The organism is Streptomyces sp. NPDC046862 (assembly GCF_040704615.1).
Taxonomy (GTDB): domain Bacteria; phylum Actinomycetota; class Actinomycetes; order Streptomycetales; family Streptomycetaceae; genus Streptomyces.
In genome coordinates this window covers 1-17,388 of the sequence record NZ_JBEYXP010000064.1, presented here as the reverse complement: position 1 = coordinate 17,388, position 17,388 = coordinate 1, and the positions used below count along the sequence as shown (strand labels likewise).

Here is a 17,388-nt window from a genome sequence, read left to right as displayed (position 1 = left end):
CCTGCCGTGGTCGTCCGTCCGGACCGTGTCCGTCGGGACCGTGTCCGTCGGGACCGTGTGCGTCCGGACCGTGTGCGTCCGGACCGTGTGCGTCCGGTAGGGACGTATCGCCGTCGGCGTGGACGGCCCCTTCGTGGTGGACCGCCCGCGTCTCACCGTGTCACCTCCGGCCGTACGCGCTCTCCGTGGCCCAGGCGGTGGACCGTCACCCCGGGGGCGTGGGTGGTGGCCAGGCGGGCGAACTCGTGGCCGGGGGCGTGGAATTCATGGGGGCGCACGGCCTCCAGGCCGATCGGCCAGTACGTGCCGTAGTGCACGGGCACCGCGCTGCGCGGCATGAGCCGCGCGAGCGCCTGTGCCGCGCGCCCCGCGTCTAGATGCCCCGGGCCGAGATACGGTCCCCAGCCGCCGACGGGCAGCAGCGCCACGTCGATCGGGCCGACCTCGTCGGCCATCGACTCGAACAGTCCGGTGTCCCCGGCGAAGTACGTCCGAGCGGTCCCCTCGATGACGAAGCCCAGGGCGGGCGACCGGTGCGGTCCGAACGGCAGCCGCCGCCCGTCGTGCCGCGCCGTCACCGTGCGGATGACCAGGTCGCCGACGTGGGTCTCGTCCCCGGGTGCCACCTCGGTGAGCCGGAGGTGGGCGAGCCTGCGCAGCCCGGGCACCTGGCGCGACGCGCCCCTCGGCAGCAGCAGCCGGGTACCCGGCGCGAGCCGCGCCAGCGAGGGCACGTGCAGATGGTCGGCGTGCAGGTGCGACACCAGCGCCACATCCGCCACCGAGGCCTCGGTCGGGGGCGGCGCGCCCCGGCGTCTGCGCAGGTGCGCGAGCCGGCGCGCGAACAGCGGGTCCGTGAGCACCCGCGTGCCCGAGTCCTCGACCGTGCAGGTGGCATGACCCCACCAGGTGATCTCCACCGGCACTTCCTTTGCCTCCTTCGCGCGACTCCCCCCGAGCCTACGGGCAGGAGTAGGGTCTGCGGCGAAACCCGGAGGTGAGGGGGACTCCATGGGAGACATGAGGCGTGCCTTCGGCATGCCACCGGTCGTGCGGGTCTCGGCCATCGCCAGCCTGACGCCGCTGGAGGAGCTGGAGGCGGACCCCTTCCTGGTGGACTCCCGCAGCCAGCACGCCATGTGCGCCCGGTGGGCGGCCGAGCGCGGGTACGTGATCACGCGCGAGCTCCTCGTGCGCGGTCTGCGCCCCGATCACTGCGCCCTGTGGTCCGACGTCGAGGCCGGTCTCGTCGATCTCTTCGTCGCCCCCAGCCGACGGGTCCTGGAGCGGGCCCTGACGTCCGTGGACGAGTTCACCGCGGAGTGCGCGCGCCGGGGTGTGAGCGTGGAGACGGTCGGCCGCGCCGAGCCCCGCTACGACGCCCAGATGAAGGCCCGCGTGCACCGCCGCCTGTCCATGCCGACGGCGGGCTACGACGGCCGCTGACGCCGGGAGTTCTCGCCGTCGGCGCGACCCGGCAGGCCGCCGCCGGGCAGATCCGGCGGCGGCAGCCGCGGGGGAGCGGCAGTCGTGCGGGAGCGGCAGTCGTGCGGGACGGGCAGTCGTGCGGGACCGGAAAACATCCCCGCCCGTTGTGACAGGCTGAGACGGGGCCCCGCGCGGTGGTCGGGCCGGGACGTGAGGTGGATGTGGGCGGCGGGCGCTGGAGACGCGTACTGAGCGGGGTGTGGCGGAGTATCGCCGTGTGGGCCGTGTCCACCGTGACGATGCTCGTGCTCGCCGGGGCGTTGCCCGACTTCCAGTTGCAGGCCGACAACGGTGACAGTGCCACGACGATCGCCGTGACCGCGGCGTTCGCCGCCGGAGCCTTCGGCCTGCTGTCCTCCTTGGTGTGGCCGCTGCTGGTCAGGCTGCTGCTCCTGGTACCCGCCCTCGTCCTCGGGCTGCTCGTGTTCTTCCTGAACGGGTCGCTGCTGCTGCTCGCCCTGCGGCTCAACCCGTCGGGGCGCGGCGAGGTCGCCCCGGAGACGGCCGTGGTCGTGGCCGCCGTCATGTCCGCCGTCGCCTCCGCCACCGGCGCCGCGCTCGCCGTACGGGACGACGAACCGTACCGGCGCCGGCTGTACCGCATCGCCGACCGGCGCCGCAGACACGCCCACGACCATCCGGGACCGACCGGCCCCGGCACCGTGTTCGTCCAGCTCGACGGCGTGGGGTACGAGGTACTGCGGGCGGCCGTGGACAAGGGCCTGATGCCCACCGTGGCCCAGTGGCTCGGTCAGGGCTCCGCCCGGCCCGCCACCCACCGCCTGACCCCCTGGCGCACCGACTGGTCCAGCCAGACCGGCGCCAGCCAGCTCGGCATCCTGCACGGCACCAACCACGACATCCCCGCCTTCCGCTGGTACGAGAAGGACAGCCGCGAGGTCATGGTCTGCAACCGGCCGTCCAGCGCGGCCGAGCTCCAGCGCCGTGCCATCGAGCGCACCGGCGACGGGGGACTCCTCACCGTCGACGGCGCCAGCCGCGGCAACCTCTTCAGCGGCGGCGCCGAGCAGCTCGCCCTCGTCCTGTCCATCGCGGCGCGCAGGGGGAAGGACAACCGGTCCAGGGCCGGGTACTTCACCTACTTCTCCGACCCCGCCAACGCCGTCCGCACCGCCATGTCCTTCGTCGCCGACGTCTTCCGTGAGCTCGGGGAGTCCACCCGCGCCCGGATGCGGCAGCAGCGCCCGCGCGTGGGGCGCGGCGGGCTGTACCCCTTCATACGGGCCTTCGCGACCGTCGTGGAGCGCGACGTCGTCGTCGCCGCGGTGATCGGGGACATGCTCTCCGGCCGCGCCGCGATCTACGCGGACCTGGTGGCCTACGACGAGGTCGCCCACCACTCCGGCCCCGCGAGCCGGGACGCCGAGAAGGTGCTCGAACGGCTCGACCGCTCCCTCGCCCTGATCGCGCAGGTCGCCGAACACGCCCCGCGCGCGTATCGCGTCGTCGTCCTGTCCGACCACGGCCAGAGCCCCGGCGAGACCTTCCTCGCCCGCTACGGCCTCACCCTCGGCAACCTCGTCCGGGCCGGCTGCGGACTCCCCGTACCGCGCAGGGTGCGGCGCACCCACAGCGGGGCCGAGGCGCGGTCGGCCGTGCGGGCCGCGCTGCGCAGGCCGGTCGAGGAGGGCGCCGGGCAGCACCGGCCGTCACGCCGCGCCGAGCCGGTCGTGCTGGCCTCCGGCAACCTCGGGCTGGTGTCGTTCCCCGACGTGTCCCACCGGATGTGCAAGGAGGAGATCGACCGGCGGCACCCCGCGCTGCTGTCCACGCTCGCCAACCACCCCGGCATCGGGTTCGTCCTCGTCGGAAGCGAGCAGCACGGCGGTGTCGTGCTCGGCGCGCACGGCGCGGAGATACCCGTGACCGAACTCACCGACGAAAACCCGGGCCCGCTCGCCGACTTCGGGCCCGGCGCCGCCGACGCCGTACGGCGCACGCACGACTTCCCGCACGTCGCCGACATCATGGTCAACTCCTGGTACGACCCGCACGACGGCGAGGTCCTCGCGTTCGAGGAGCAGATCGGCTCGCACGGCGGCCTCGGCGGGGCACAGGGCAGACCGTTCCTGCTGTCGCCGGTCGCGTTCTCGGCGCCGGCCGGGGACGGCGAGGAACTCGTCGGCGCCGAGCACATACACCGAGTGCTGCGGCGCTGGCTGCGGGAGTGCAGCGGCCCGCAGGTACCACTGGAGGCGGAGCCGAAGCGGCGGGCCGCCTGAGCGGGGTACGGCGTCCGCGGCACCGTACGAAAAATGGGCTGCGCCCGGCGGTACGTGCCGCACACACTGTTCGTATCGGACACCGCGCACCTGCGCGCCCCTCGAACACACCCCAGGAGTAGCTGCGTTGCAGGCAGCCGTCACAGTCACCCCCTCCCGCATTCCGGACCTCCTGCTCGGCCTGGCCACGGTGCGGCCGGTCTTCGTCTGGGGAGCCCCAGGTATCGGAAAGTCCTCCCTGGTCAGGGAGTTCGCCGAGTCGCTGGGCCTGGATTGTGTGAGCCTGCTGGGCACCCAACTCGCTCCCGAGGACCTCATCGGCGTGCCCCAGATCCGCGACGGGCGCTCCGTGTTCTGCCCGCCGGAGGCCATCGCCCGCGACGAGCCGTACTGCCTGTTCCTCGACGAGCTGAACGCGGCCACGCCGGACGTGCAGAAGGCGTTCTACTCCCTCATCCTGGACCGCCGCATCGGCGACTACGAGCTCCCCAAGGGCTCGATCGTGATCGGCGCCGGAAACCGCGCGACGGACAACGCGCTGGCCCGGCCCATCGCCTCCGCGCTGGTCAACCGCCTCGCCCACGTCCACCTGGAGGCGTCGGCGAAGGACTGGCTGGGGTGGGCGGCGGCGAACGACATCCACCCCTGGATCCTGGACCACCTCACCGACCGCCCCGACCACCTGTGGTCCAGGCCGCCGAAGACCGAGGAGCCCTTCTCCACACCCCGCTCCTGGCACATGCTCTCCGACGCGCTGCACTCCTTCGGCCGGGCGCTCGACGAGGAGACCCTGAAGGTCCTGGCCCACGGCACGCTGACGCCCGCGCACGCGGTCGCCTTCTGCGGCTACGTCAAGATCGTGCGCAGCCGGTACGGCCTCGACGCGATCCTCAAGGGCGAGGCCCGCTGGCCCGGCCGCCCCGAGGACCGCGATCTGCTGTACTACCTCGCCGAGTCCTTCCGCGGCCGCCTCATCAAGGAACTTCCCGCGAGCAAGGAGCACGTCTCGGCGAACGGCCGCCAGACCGCGTACCGCGCCAAGTCCCTGCTCGTCCAGCTCGCCGAGATCTCCGTCGAGGTAGCCCAGAGCGTCATCGCCTCGGACGCCGACGGCAACCCCGTGCTGCCCGCCTGGTTCCTGGTGGAGGCGGCCCGGGACATGCCGCGACTGGTGGAGGCGCGGCGATGATGCGCCCCCCTGAGAGGCCCGGCGCGTTGCCGGGCTGTCGGCGCGCTGTCCACCCGCTCGGACAGCCGTCCCGCGCGCGGCTCGCCGGCGAGCGCGGACCCGTTCGCGCGCCGGCCCGCCGTGCCGGGCGCCGCTGGGCGGCATACGTGGCCGGGATGTACGGGCCCGCTCGCGCCGCGGCTGTCCGCTCGCGTGGTCGCCCCGCCCGCGCGGAGGGCTCCCGGCCCCACCGCACCCGCGGCGTCGTCCATCCGGCGGAGGCGTGCCGATGAGCCGTCCCCGTAAGAAGGCCGGTGCGGCGGGCAAGCCGGACCCCGCCACGGAGGCGTTCGCCGAAGGGGTGCGGATCGCCTCGGCCAACCCCGCCATCGCCGCGCTGCAGGCGAAGCTGTGCCGGGGCAAGCAGTCGTGCCGGGACCCGCGGACGGGCCGGGACCAGGAGATCTGCTGCTACGCCCCTCGGGACGGACTCGTCCGCGCCGATTCCAACGGAGTCCTGCACGCCCATCCCACCCGCCGTGCCGAACCGGACGAGTGGGCCTGGGCGATCGCCCACGCCGTCATCCACCTCGGCTTCGGGCACCTCCCGGCCGCGACCGGCGAGCGCGAGCAGCCCGACCGCTTCGACCTCGCGGCCCGCTGCGTCGTCGTCAACCGGTTCCTGCTCAGCTTCCCGGTCGGCCGCGCTCCCGACGACCTGCCCGCCTCCTACCCCGACGGCGACGAGGAGCAGCTCGCCGCCCGCTGGCGCCGGGACGGCGTTCCGGCGGCGTACGCGCACTGCGGTACGGCGGGCGGGCACCCCGACCAACTCCTCGTTCCCTGGGCCGAATGGAACGGTCACCCCACGGACTGGCAGCTCGCCTTCGCGTACGCCCTCACCCGCACGATGTCCACGGCGATGGACATGGCGGGCGGCCGCCGCGACTCCATGGCGGGCGGCCCGACCCGCAAGCGGCCCTGGGAGTGGGCGCTGGAGTGGTTCATCTCCTCCTACCCGCTGCTCGGCGGCATCGCGGCCGGCGTCACGATCGTCGCCGACGCGGACATCGCCCGCGCCCACGCCATCTCCATCGCCGCGGTCAACGCGGAGGCGGGCGAGATCTACATCAACCCGCTGCGCGAGTTCGAGGACGAGGAGTGGCGCTTCGTCCTCGCCCACGAGATGCTGCACGCCGCCCTGCGCCACGGCGACCGGTGCGGCGCCCGCGACCCGTTCCTGTTCAACATCGCCGCCGACTACGTCATCAACGGCTGGCTGCGCGAGATGCAGATCGGCACGATGCCGGACGGGCTGCTGTACGACCCGGAGCTCGCCGGGCTGTCGGCCGAGGAGGTGTACGACCGGATCGCCGGGGACACGCGCCGGATGCGCCGCCTCGCGACCCCGCGCGGCAAGGGCGCGGGCGACATCCTCGGCGCACCGCTCGGCAGCCCGCGCGACTACGTCGACCTCGACGAGTTCTACCGCCGGGGGCTCTCCCGTGGCCTCGACCTGCACCAGCACCAGGAACGCGGCCACCTGCCGGCCGGGCTGGTGCAGGAGATCCGCGCGCTCAGCCACCCGCCGTTGCCCTGGGATGCCCAACTGGCCCGCTGGTTCGACGAGTTCGTGCCCCGCCCGGAGCCCGTACGGTCGTACGCGCGCCCCTCGCGCCGCCAGTCCTCCACGCCCGACATCCCGCGCGCGGGCCGCTACTTCCCGCCCGAGGAGGTCGCCCGCTGCACCTTCGGCGTGGTCCTGGACACCTCCGGCTCGATGGACCGCGTCCTGCTCGGCAAGGCGCTCGGCGCGATCGCCTCCTACGCCGAGGCCCGCGACGTACCGGCCGCCCGTGTCGTGTTCTGCGACGCGGCCCCGTACGACGCCGGATATCTGCCGGTCACGGAGATCGCCGGACGCGTCCGGGTGCGCGGGCGCGGCGGCACGGTCCTCCAGCCCGGCGTCGACCTGCTGCACCGCGCGGACGACTTCCCGCCGGGCGCGCCGGTCCTCGTCATCACGGACGGCTGGTGCGACGCCCTGCGGGTGCGCCGCGAGCACGCGTACCTGATCCCGCAGGGCGCCCGCTTGCCGTTCACCGCGCGAGGACCGGTGTTCAGGGTGCGGTAGGGCGGAGTGTGATCGGATGGGGAACAGGAACCCCGGCAAGGGGACCCCATGCGAAAGGAAGAACCGTGGCAACCACGCGCACCGCACACACCGAATGGGAAGGCAACCTGCTCGAGGGCAAGGGCGTCGTCACCTTCGACTCCTCCGGCATCGGCCAGCAGCCGGTGTCGTGGCCGTCGCGCGCCGAGAAGGCGAACGGCAAGACCAGCCCCGAGGAGCTGATCGCCGCCGCCCACTCCAGCTGCTTCTCCATGGCGCTGTCGCACGGCCTGGCCGGTGCCGGCACCCCGCCCACCAAGCTCCTCACCTCCGCCGACGTGACGTTCCAGCCGGGTGAGGGCATCACCGGGATCCACATCACCGTGGAGGGCACGGTCCCGGGCATCGACAACGACGCCTTCGTCGCCGCCGCGGAGGACGCCAAGGCCAACTGCCCGGTCAGCCAGGCGCTCACGGGCACGACGATCACGCTGTCGGCGAAGCTGGCCTGACCCCCGTCCGACCGCGCATGCCGCGCCCACCGCAGGGGGGCGCGGCATTGTCGTTCCGGGGCACGTTTCAGGGTACGCGTCGGGGCACGCGGCATTGACATTACTCCACTCAAGTTTTTTGCTGGAGTGGGAAGCGCCCTGGCGGAAGGGGACAGCGATGGCACGTGCGGTCGGAATCGATCTCGGTACGACGAACTCGGTGGTGGCCGTCCTGGAGGGCGGGGAGCCGACCGTCGTCGCCAACGCGGAGGGTGCGCGGACCACACCGTCCGTCGTCGCCTTCGCCAAGAACGGTGAGGTCCTCGTCGGTGAGGTCGCCAAGCGGCAGGCCGTGACGAACGTGGAGCGCACCGCCCGCTCCATCAAGCGCCACATGGGCGACGCGAACTGGCACTTCCCGGACCAGGGGACCATCGACGGCACCCGTTACCGGCCCCAGGAGCTGTCCGCGCGCGTCCTGCAGAAGCTGAAGCGGGACGCCGAGTCCTATCTGGGCGAGGACGTCACCGACGCGGTGATCACCGTTCCCGCCTACTTCGACGACGCCCAGCGGCAGGCCACCAAGGAGGCCGGGGAGATCGCGGGCCTGAAGGTCCTGCGGATCATCAACGAGCCCACGGCCGCCGCCCTCGCCTACGGCCTCGACCGCGGTGAGGAGCAGACCGTCCTCGTCTTCGACCTGGGCGGCGGCACCTTCGACGTCTCGCTGCTGGAGATCGGCGACGGCGTCATCGAGGTCAAGGCCACCAACGGCGACACCCACCTCGGCGGCGACGACTGGGACCAGCGGATCGTCGAGTACCTGGTCAAACGGTTCAAGGGCGGGTACGGCATCGACCTCGGGAACGACAAGATGGCGCTCCAGCGACTGCGCGAGGGCGCGGAGAAGGCCAAGATCGAGCTGTCCAGCTCCACCGAGACGACCATCAACCTCCCGTACATCACCGCCTCCGCCGAGGGCCCTCTGCACCTGGACGAGAAGCTGACGCGCGCCCAGTTCCAGGAACTCACCGCCGACCTCCTCGACCGCTGCAAGAACCCCTTCCACCAGGCGGTCAAGGACGCCGGCATCAAGCTCTCCGCCATCGACCACGTGATCCTCGTCGGCGGCTCGACCCGAATGCCCGCCGTGACGGGCCTGGTGAAGGAGCTGACGGGCAAGGACCCGCACAAGGGCGTCAACCCGGACGAGGTCGTGGCCGTGGGCGCGACCCTCCAGGCCGGCGTCATCCGCGGTGACGTCAAGGACGTCCTCCTCCTCGACGTCACCCCGCTGTCCCTCGGTATCGAGACCAAGGGCGGCATCATGACCAAGCTCATCGAACGCAACACGACGATTCCCACGCGCCGTTCGGAGATCTTCACGACGGCCGCGGACAACCAGCCCTCGGTCGGCATCCAGGTGTACCAGGGCGAGCGCGAGATCGCCGCGTACAACAAGAAGCTGGGCGTCTTCGACCTGACCGGGCTGCCGCCCGCGCCGCGCGGAGTGCCGCAGATCGAGGTGGCGTTCGACATCGACGCCAACGGGATCATGCACGTCTCGGCGAAGGACCTCGCCACCGGGCGCGAACAGAAGATGACGGTCACGGGCGGTTCGGCCCTGCCCAAGGACGACATCGACCGCATGATGCGGGACGCCGAACAGTACGCGGAGGAGGACCGCGGGCGCCGCGAGGCCGCCGAGACCCGCAACCAGGCCGAGCAACTCGTCTACCAGACCGAGAAGTTCCTGCGCGAGAACGACGAACGCGTGCCCGCCGAGACGAAGTCCGAGGTGGCGGCGGAGGTCGGTGAGGTGAAGCGGCTGCTGTCGGAGAACGCGGATACGGCGGCGCTCCGCGCGGGAGTCGAGAAGCTCGCGTCCGTGAGCCAGAAGATGGGCCAGGCGATGTACTCCCAGGCCCAGGCCCAGGCCGAGTCCCAGTCCCAGGCATCTGCCTCCGGCGGTCCGGCCGGGGAGCAGGGCGCGCCCGAGGACGAGGGTGTGGTGGACGCGGAGATCGTGGACGACGACAAGGATACGAAGGGGGGTGCTGCGTAGGCGTTCGCGCCGTTGGGGTTCCTGCTCGTGGGCGGCTGACTGTTCGGCTGACTGTTCGTTGTGGCCGGAGTCAGTACCTGTCGCGGTACTCGCGCAGGAGTTCCTTGGTGCGGTCGGCGGAGGCCGCGTGGGCGGCCATGTGGTCCAGCACCTCCAGGTGCATGGCCACCTCGGGCCGCGAGTCGAGATAGAGGGCGCCGGTCAGATACTCGGTGTACACCATGTCCGGCAGCTCGGGCTCCGCGAAACGGAACAGAACGAAGGGGGCGTACGTCCCCGGGTGCGGGCCGGCCTCGAACTCGGCGACCTGGAGCGTGACATGGTCCCGTTCCACCACGTCGAGGAGCCGTTCGAGCTGGTGGCGCATCACCTCGGGCCGGATGCTCACCGGGCGTCTCAGTGCCGTCTCGTCCATGATCACCCACAGATGGGGTGGGTTCGCGCGGGTCAGGAGCTTCTGGCGGGCCATGCGCAGCGACACGTGCCGTTCGATCGACTCCGCCCCGCTCTGCCCGACCGTCCCGGCCTCCAGCACGGAGCGCGCGTACTCCTCGGTCTGGAGCATGCCGGGCACGTAGTGCGGCTCGTACTGCCGGATCACCCGTGCCGCGCCCTCAAGACTGACGTGCAGGCTGAACCAGTCGGGCAGCACGTCGTGGTACCGCTGCCACCAGCCGGGCTGGTTGGCCTCCTCGGCCAGCGCCACGAAGGCGGCGACGTCTCTCTCCGCCACGCCGTACGTGGTCAGCAGCACCTGGACGTACGGGATCTTGAGCGCGACCTCGGCCATCTCCATGCGCCGTACCGTCGCCGGGGCCACTCTGAGGACCCGCGCCGCCTCTTCCCGTCTCAGCCCGGAGGTCTCCCGCAACTCCTGCAACCGCCGCCCGAGCACCACCTGACCCACGGTGGGCGCGGCCCGCCGCTCACTCACGCCACGCCTCCCCACGCGCCGAGGTACGGGATCAGTGTGTCATGTTTCACGCGAACACTCATGGGGTCGGACGGTTGAAGATGACGTGTGGGATCTGTGGCCTTAGCTCAACTCGCCTGTGAATGAAGGTACTTGGCGGTGGCCGGGTCGGCCGGGAGCAGGGTTTCGATGGCCAGCTCGGCGACCGTGACGTCCATCGGGGTGTTGAAGGTGGAGATCGACGACACGAAGCTCAGCACCTGGCCGTCGTGCTCGATACGCATCGGGAGGGCGAAGTGGGCGGGAGAGACGTCGCCCCCGGCGTGCTCACCGGGGTCCGGGTCCGGGACGGGATAGGCCGTGACCTCCTCGTACAGCTCCCGGAGGGCGTCCGAGCGGTGCAGGGCGATCTGGCGGGTCATCTGGTCGAGCAGATGGCCGCGCCACACGCGGAGGTTGCGGATGCGCGGGGCCAGGCCCTCGGGGTGCAGCGTCAGCCGTATCGCGTTCAGCGGGGGCGTGAGGAGGGAGGCCGGGACACCCTCCAGGAACATGGCCATGCCCCGGTTCGCGGCGAGCACGTCGTACGTCGCGTCGACGATCAGGGCCGGGTACGGCTCGTAGCACTGGATCAGACGTTCCATGCCCTGTCTGAGCGCGTCCATGGACGGGTCGTCGAGCGGGGTCTCCGAGTAGCGCGGGGCGTAACCGGCCGCCAGGAGCAGCCCGTTGCGCTCCCGCACCGGCACCTCCAGGTGCTCGGCCAGCCGCAGCACCATCTCCTCGCTCGGACGGGAGCGGCCCGTCTCGATGAAACTGATGTGCCGCGCGGAGGAACCGGCCCGCAGCGCGAGGTCCAGCTGACTCACCTTGCGCACCTCCCGCCAGCCGCGCAGGAGGGGGCCGATGCCCTTGCCGGGGGAGGGGACCGGGAGGTCTGCGGCGCCGGACGCGACAATGGCCATACCAGGACCGTAACCGAGGAGGAGCGCGTGAACGAACCGTGGAACCAGGGTGGTCCGCGGACCCTGTCCTGGACGGCGACCGCCGTCCACCGGGCCCGGGTGCGCGGATGTCTGCTCGGCGGGGCGATCGGGGACGCGCTCGGATATCCGGTCGAGTTCCAGTCGCTCCGGGCCATCCGCGCGGCGCACGGGGAGCGCGGGGTGCGGGGCCTCGTACCCGACGGGGCCGGCGTCGTCGGACGGATCAGCGACGACACCCAGATGACCCTCTTCACGGTCGAGGGTCTTCTCCAGGCACACGCCCGGGAGCGGCACAAGGGGATCGGCGGCGGCTGGTCCCGGCTGGTGCGGGACGCCTACGGGAGATGGCTGGACACCCAGCACACGACGGAACCCGCGCCGGGTGTACCGGGCGGGCTCGCGGCCCAGCCCTGGCTGTACGCGCGCCGGGCGCCCGGCAACGCCTGCCTGTCCGGGCTCGCCCGGGACCACGTGCCCGACCCGGCCGCCGAACTGGGCCCGCCCGGTCCGGTCAACCCCGACTCCAAGGGGTGCGGCGCGGTCATGCGTTCGGCGCCCTTCGGGCTCACCCGCGCCCCGGCCGGCACCGCGTTCGCCATGGCCGCGCGGTGCGCCCAGATGACGCACGGCCACCCGACCGGCTACTACGCGGCCGGAGCGCTGGCCGCGATCGTGGCCCGCCTCCTGGAGGGCGAGTCGCTGGAGGGCGCCGTACTCCTCGCCCTGCGGCACCTCGCACGCCATCCCGGCCACGAGGAGACCACGGCCGCTCTGCACCGGGCCCTCGACCTGGCCGCCGGGGGCGAGGCGACCCCCGAGAAGGTCGAGTCCCTGGGCGCCGGCTGGGTGGCCGAGGAGGCCCTGGCCATCGCCGTTCACTGCGCCCTCGTCACGCCCCGGGTCACCGAAGCCCTGCTCCTGTCCGTCAACCACTCCGGCGACAGCGACTCCACCGGTGCGATCTGCGGCAACCTGCTGGGCGCCCGTCACGGCGACCACGGGCTGCCCCAGGAGTGGCTGGAGCGCGTCGAGGGGCGAGCGGAGATCGCCGTACTGGCGGACGACTTCGCGACGGAGAGCCTGCGGCCGTGAGCGCCCCCGGGGGCCCGCGGCGCCCGGCCGAATGACCGCGTCCCGGGCCCCGGCCCCGGTTGACCAGGAACTCGATGGCCGGTCTGTGGCAGGCTGAGAGGGGAGCTACGACGTCGTGGAAGGAGCATGCCCATGCCTCTCGAAGCCCTGTCGCAGAAGGAGATCGAGGAACGGCTCGCGGAGCTGCCGGGCTGGTCGCTGGACGGGGACCGGATCACCCGCTCCTACCGGCTCGACTCGCACTTCGCGGCGACCGCGATGGTCGTCCACATCGCCCAGGTCCAGGAGGAACTAGACCACCACTCCGACCTCACCCTCGGCTACAACACCGTCTCGCTCACCATGAACACCCACAGCGTGGGCGGCGCCGTCACCGAGCGCGACGTCGAGCTCGCCCGCCGGGTGGAGCAGCTCGCCCCGGGCCATGGTGCGAGCTGAGCGGTGCTGGACTACGACAAGGAGGCCGAGCGGTACGACGCCTTGCGCGGAGGAGAGCCCCGCGCGGAGGCCGCCGCCCGGGCCGTGCTGGACCTCGTGCCCGAGAGGGCGCGCAGCCTGCTCGACATCGCCTGCGGCACCGGCATCGTGACCCGGCGGTTGGCGGCGGTGCGTCCCGGCATGCGGGTGACGGGCGTCGACCTGACGTACGGGATGGCCCGCCGGGCCGCCGACCGCCTTCCCGGTGCCGTCCTGCTCGCCGACAGCCGTCAGCTGCCTTTCCCTGACGCGACGTTCGACGCCGTGACCAGCGTATGGCTGCTGCACCTCGTCGACGGCCCGGACGATGTGCGGGCCGTCGTCGGCGAGTGCGCCCGCGTGCTGCGCCCCGGCGGGGTGTATGTCACCACCGTCGACAAGGCCGCCTCCCACAACGTGGGCAGCGACATCGACGCCGTGCTCGCCACCCGCCCGCGCACCCCGGCCCTGGACGCCGCGGCGTCCGTCGAGGAGTACGCGGCCGGGCACGGACTGCGCCCGGCCGGGCAGGGGTGCTTCCCGGGCCTTGGACAGGGGCGCAGCCCTCAGCGGGCGCTCACCGACCTGCGGCGCGGCTGGTTCGTCACGCTGCCGCCCGGCGATCCGCTCGCCGAACAGTTCGCCGTGCGGCTCGCACGGCTGCCCGACCAGGACCGGCCCCGCCCCGACCCCCGCTTCTCCCTGCGCGCCTTCAGCAGGCCCGGCGGCTGAACTCCATGATCCAGTTGGTCACCCACGTCCGCTCCCCGTCCACCGAGAACGCCTGCTCCCAGCGCGCCGTGGTCGCCGAGATCCCGGACCACAGGAACCGGACCCGCACGTCCTTCCCGTCGTGCGTGTCGTCACCGTGGAACGCGCCGCGGCCGTCCGCCCCGAACCGCCCCAGCACCGGCGGGAACAGCCTGCCGCTGCGGCTCGACGACCAGTTCAGCGACCACTCGCGCGCCACTGGATCGAAGAGCCGCAGCGTCAGCCCCTTCCAGTCCTGGCCCGGCACGTCCATCTCGTCGATGTTGGCGGCGCCGTCGAAGAGGGGCCAACAGCGGTTCGTGGCCGGGAACTCCTTCCACTCGCTGTCCGGATCGAGGAAGTCGGTCCTCTGACGGTTGAGGGTGTCCCACTCGCCGTGGAAGAAGTCGAAGTCGTGCGCGGTGCTCATGAGCGGTCCCCTGTCGTGTCAGTCGTGTCAGTCGCGTCTGTCGTGCCCTCGGGCTGTGAGTCGGGACGTTAGGCCCACTCCACTGACATCCTGTGTCAGTGAAGTCCAGTCGACTGCTGACGATCCTGCTCCTCCTTCAGACCCGCGGCCGTATGACAGCCACCCAGCTCGCCGAGGAACTGGAGGTCTCCGTGCGCACGGTCTACCGGGACGTCGAGTCCCTGCACGCGGCGGGCGTGCCGCTGTACGGGGACGCGGGCCACGCCGGCGGGTACCGGCTCCTCGACGGGTACCGCACCCGCCTGACCGGCCTCACCACCCAGGAAGCGAAGGCCCTGTTCCTCGCCGGCGTGCCCGGCCCCGCCGCGGAACTCGGCCTCGGCGCGGTCCTCGCGGCCGCCCAGCTGAAGGTCCGCGCCGCCCTCCCGCCCGAACTGCGCGTCCACGCCGACCGCGTCAGCGGCCGCTTCCACCTCGACGCGCCCGGTTGGTACGCGGACGCCGAGGAGGCCCCGTTCCTGCCCGCGGTCGCCGACGCGGTGTGGCACGGCCGGGTCCTGCACGTCCGCTACCGCCGTTGGCGCGAGCCCACGGACGTCGAACGCCGCCTCGAACCGTACGGACTCGTCCTCAAGGCGGGCCGCTGGTACGCCGTGGCGGGCCCGGGACCGCGCACCTACCGCGTCGACCAGATCCTCGAACTGGACGCGTCCGACGAGGAGTTCACCCGCCCGGAGGATTTCGACCTGGCCGCGTACTGGGCGGCGCACCAACGCGACTTCCACGACCGGCTGTACGGCGCCGAGGCGGTCGTACGGCTCGCGCCGGGCGCCCGGCTCACTGGTCGGGCAGCCGAGGCCGTGGCCTCCGGAGGCCGTACCGACGAGGACGGCTGGACCCGCGCCACGGTCCCTATCGAGTCCGTCGACCACGCCCACGACGAGTTCCTGCGCCTCGGCACAGACGTCGAGGTGCTGGCGCCGCCCGAACTGCGGGCCCGGATCGCCCGGACAGCGGCCACGCTCGCCGCGCGCCACGCCGGGCCGCCCTCAGCTGCTACCCCCGGCAACTTGCCCCGCACCAGCGGCAACTGAGGTAACAGACACCCGTCTGTCCCCCACCGGGAGGTATCCCCGTGCAGTACCCCCACAGGCACCGCAGACGCAAGGTTCCGACCATGCTGGCGGCCGCCGCGCTGACCGCCGCCGGACTCACCACGTTCACCACCGCTCCCGCCGAGGCCGCCACCGCCCGGCAGGTCGAGAAGCTCGACCGGGGCGTGGTGAGCGTGCACACCGACAGCGGAAACCTGGTCAGCTGGCGCTGGCTCGGCACCGACCCCGACAACGTGTCCTTCAACGTCTACCGCGCCGGTACGAAGGTCAACTCGACGCCGGTCACGGGCTCCACCAACTACTTCCACTCCGGTGCGCCCGCCCAGGCCGACTACACGGTCCGCGCGATCGTGAACGGCGTGGAGCAGGCCGACTCGGTGCACGCGGTCCAGTTCCGCACCGGCTACAAGGACGTGCCGATCAGCGCGCCGGCCGGAGGGACGACCCCCGACGGAGTCGCGTACACCTACGAGGCCAACGACGCCTCCGTGGGCGACCTCGACGGCGACGGCGCGCTGGAGTTCGTCCTCAAGTGGCAGCCCACCAACGCCAAGGACAACTCCCAGTCCGGCTACACCGGCAACACGATCGTCGACGCCATCAAGCTCGACGGCACCCGCCTGTGGCGCGTCGACCTGGGCCGCAACATCCGCTCCGGCGCGCACTACACCCAGTTCCAGGTGTACGACTACGACGGTGACGGCAAGGCCGAGGTCGCCATGAAGACGGCGGACGGCACGAAGGACGGCACGGGCGCGGTGATCGGCAGCTCGTCCGCCGACTACCGCAACTCCAGCGGATACGTGCTGTCGGGCCCCGAGTACCTGACGATGTTCAACGGCCAGACGGGCAAGGCGATGCAGAGCGTCGACTACGTCCCGGCGCGGGGCACGGTCTCGTCCTGGGGCGACTCGTACGGCAACCGCGTGGACCGCTTCCTCGCGGGCACCGCCTACCTGGACGGCGCCCGCCCGTCCCTCATCATGGCGCGCGGCTACTACACCCGTACGGTGATCGCGGCCTGGGACTGGCGGAACGGCAGCTTCACCCGCCGCTGGACGTTCGACACCAACTCCTCCACCAACACGGGCAAGGGCTTCGACGGCCAGGGCTCGCACAGCCTGTCCGTCGGGGACGTCGACAACGACGGCAAGGACGAGATCGTGTACGGCGCGATGGCCGTCGACGACAACGGCTACGGCCTGTGGACCACGAAGACGGGCCACGGCGACGCCCAGCACCTCGGCGACCTCGACCCGTCGACCTCGGGTCTTGAGTACTTCAAGGTCTCCGAGTCGACGTCGCAGCCCGCCGAGCTGTACATCAACCCCGCCAACGGCACGGTCCGCTGGAAGCTGGCCGCCTGCTGCGACAACGGCCGGGGGGTGGCCGGGGACATCTACGCCGGCAACGACGGCCCCGAGATGTGGTCGGCCTCCGACACCTCGATCCGCGACGAGGCCGGCGCCACCAAGGGCCGCGAGCCGTCCTCCGTCAACTTCCTGTCCTGGTGGGACGGCGACACGGTCCGCGAACTCCTCGACGGCACCCGCATCGACAAGTACGGCACGTCCTCCGACACCCGCCTGCTGACCGGCTCCGGCGTCTCGTCCAACAACGGCACCAAGTCCACCCCCGCCCTCTCCGGCGACATCCTCGGCGACTGGCGCGAGGAGGTCGTCTGGCGCACCAGCGACAACACGGCGCTGCGGATCTACTCCACACCGCTCGAAACGAGCACGAGGATCACGACCCTCCTGCACGACACGATGTACCGCACGGGCCTGGCCTGGCAGAACACGGCGTACAACCAGCCGCCGCACACCAGCTTCTTCATCGGCAACGGCATGCCCACCGCGCCGCGGCCGGCGGTGTACACGCCGTAGCCGAGCGAGCGGCACGCTGTGTGTCGCCCCCGCCGCCCCTACCCATTCCCGTCCCCTGGGGGCTGCGCCCCCAGACCCCCGCTGTCGGCCTGACGGCCTCGTCCTCAAACGCCGGACGGGCTGAATTTTCAGCCCCTCCGGCGTTTGAGGAGCGGGGGCCCGGGGGCTGGCCCCCTAAACGGGGTCCGGGGC

15 protein-coding genes are annotated in these 17,388 nt (G+C 72.1%); 11 read left to right on the top strand and 4 right to left on the bottom strand.

All coding sequences use genetic code 11. The features are described 5' to 3' along the window. Window positions 1-152: 152 nt before the first annotated feature. Window positions 153-926: an MBL fold metallo-hydrolase gene (locus AB0959_RS45040; protein WP_366832692.1), complete on the bottom strand. Its 774-nt coding sequence runs from the start codon at window positions 924-926 to the stop codon at window positions 153-155. A gap of 85 nt (window positions 927-1,011) precedes the next feature. Here AB0959_RS45040 and AB0959_RS45035 point away from each other — a divergent pair, with 85 nt between their 5' ends. From AB0959_RS45035 to dnaK, 6 genes are all read left to right on the top strand, one after another. Continuing rightward, window positions 1,012-1,446: a hypothetical protein gene (locus tag AB0959_RS45035; RefSeq protein WP_366832691.1), complete on the top strand. Its 435-nt coding sequence runs from the start codon at window positions 1,012-1,014 to the stop codon at window positions 1,444-1,446. 203 nt (window positions 1,447-1,649) lie between these two features. Then, a complete protein-coding gene (locus AB0959_RS45030) occupies window positions 1,650-3,731 on the top strand; it encodes an alkaline phosphatase family protein (protein ID WP_366832743.1) in 2,082 nt (693 codons plus the stop codon). Between the two features lie 127 nt (window positions 3,732-3,858). Continuing rightward, window positions 3,859-4,920 carry a MoxR family ATPase gene (locus AB0959_RS45025; RefSeq protein WP_366832690.1) on the top strand — a complete coding sequence of 354 codons (1,062 nt, stop codon included), beginning with the start codon at window positions 3,859-3,861 and terminating at the stop codon, window positions 4,918-4,920. A gap of 268 nt (window positions 4,921-5,188) precedes the next feature. Next, on the top strand, window positions 5,189-7,033 hold the full coding sequence (locus AB0959_RS45020) for a hypothetical protein (RefSeq protein WP_366832689.1): 1,845 nt from the start codon (window positions 5,189-5,191) through the stop codon (window positions 7,031-7,033). A gap of 65 nt (window positions 7,034-7,098) precedes the next feature. After that, window positions 7,099-7,524: an OsmC family protein gene (locus AB0959_RS45015; RefSeq protein ID WP_366832688.1), complete on the top strand. Its 426-nt coding sequence runs from the start codon at window positions 7,099-7,101 to the stop codon at window positions 7,522-7,524. Between the two features lie 157 nt (window positions 7,525-7,681). Beyond that, entirely contained in the window at window positions 7,682-9,568 is a 1,887-nt protein-coding gene (dnaK, locus tag AB0959_RS45010) for a molecular chaperone DnaK (protein ID WP_366832687.1), read from the top strand. 70 nt (window positions 9,569-9,638) lie between these two features. Here the strand turns inward: dnaK and AB0959_RS45005 are convergent, their stop codons facing one another. Beyond that, complete coding sequence (locus AB0959_RS45005) at window positions 9,639-10,502, bottom strand: helix-turn-helix transcriptional regulator (protein ID WP_366832686.1); 864 nt, start codon at window positions 10,500-10,502, stop codon at window positions 9,639-9,641. A 107-nt stretch (window positions 10,503-10,609) separates the two neighbouring features. After that, window positions 10,610-11,446 (bottom strand): helix-turn-helix transcriptional regulator, encoded by an 837-nt coding sequence (locus tag AB0959_RS45000; protein WP_366832685.1) that lies wholly within the window; start codon window positions 11,444-11,446, stop codon window positions 10,610-10,612. Window positions 11,447-11,509: 63 nt separating this feature from the next. Between AB0959_RS45000 and AB0959_RS44995 the strand changes: the two genes are divergently transcribed. The 3 genes from AB0959_RS44995 (at window position 11,510) to AB0959_RS44985 (ending at window position 13,747) form a co-directional block, all read left to right on the top strand. Beyond that, complete coding sequence (locus tag AB0959_RS44995; protein ID WP_366832742.1) at window positions 11,510-12,559, top strand: ADP-ribosylglycohydrolase family protein; 1,050 nt, start codon at window positions 11,510-11,512, stop codon at window positions 12,557-12,559. A gap of 132 nt (window positions 12,560-12,691) precedes the next feature. Beyond that, window positions 12,692-12,997: a 4a-hydroxytetrahydrobiopterin dehydratase gene (locus tag AB0959_RS44990; RefSeq protein ID WP_366832684.1), complete on the top strand. Its 306-nt coding sequence runs from the start codon at window positions 12,692-12,694 to the stop codon at window positions 12,995-12,997. 3 nt (window positions 12,998-13,000) lie between these two features. Next, complete coding sequence (locus tag AB0959_RS44985) at window positions 13,001-13,747, top strand: class I SAM-dependent methyltransferase (RefSeq protein WP_366832683.1); 747 nt, start codon at window positions 13,001-13,003, stop codon at window positions 13,745-13,747. On the opposite strand, the gene AB0959_RS44980 is transcribed toward AB0959_RS44985, so the two are convergent. Further along, window positions 13,728-14,195 (bottom strand): hypothetical protein, encoded by a 468-nt coding sequence (locus AB0959_RS44980; protein ID WP_366832682.1) that lies wholly within the window; start codon window positions 14,193-14,195, stop codon window positions 13,728-13,730. The genes AB0959_RS44985 and AB0959_RS44980 overlap by 20 nt on opposite strands. A gap of 98 nt (window positions 14,196-14,293) precedes the next feature. On the opposite strand from AB0959_RS44980, the gene AB0959_RS44975 reads away from it, so the two are divergent. Together AB0959_RS44975 and AB0959_RS44970 are read left to right on the top strand one after the other, a co-directional pair. After that, entirely contained in the window at window positions 14,294-15,289 is a 996-nt protein-coding gene (locus AB0959_RS44975) for a YafY family protein (protein WP_366832681.1), read from the top strand. An 83-nt stretch (window positions 15,290-15,372) separates the two neighbouring features. After that, window positions 15,373-17,196: a rhamnogalacturonan lyase gene (locus AB0959_RS44970; protein ID WP_366832741.1), complete on the top strand. Its 1,824-nt coding sequence runs from the start codon at window positions 15,373-15,375 to the stop codon at window positions 17,194-17,196. Window positions 17,197-17,388: the final 192 nt, after the last annotated feature.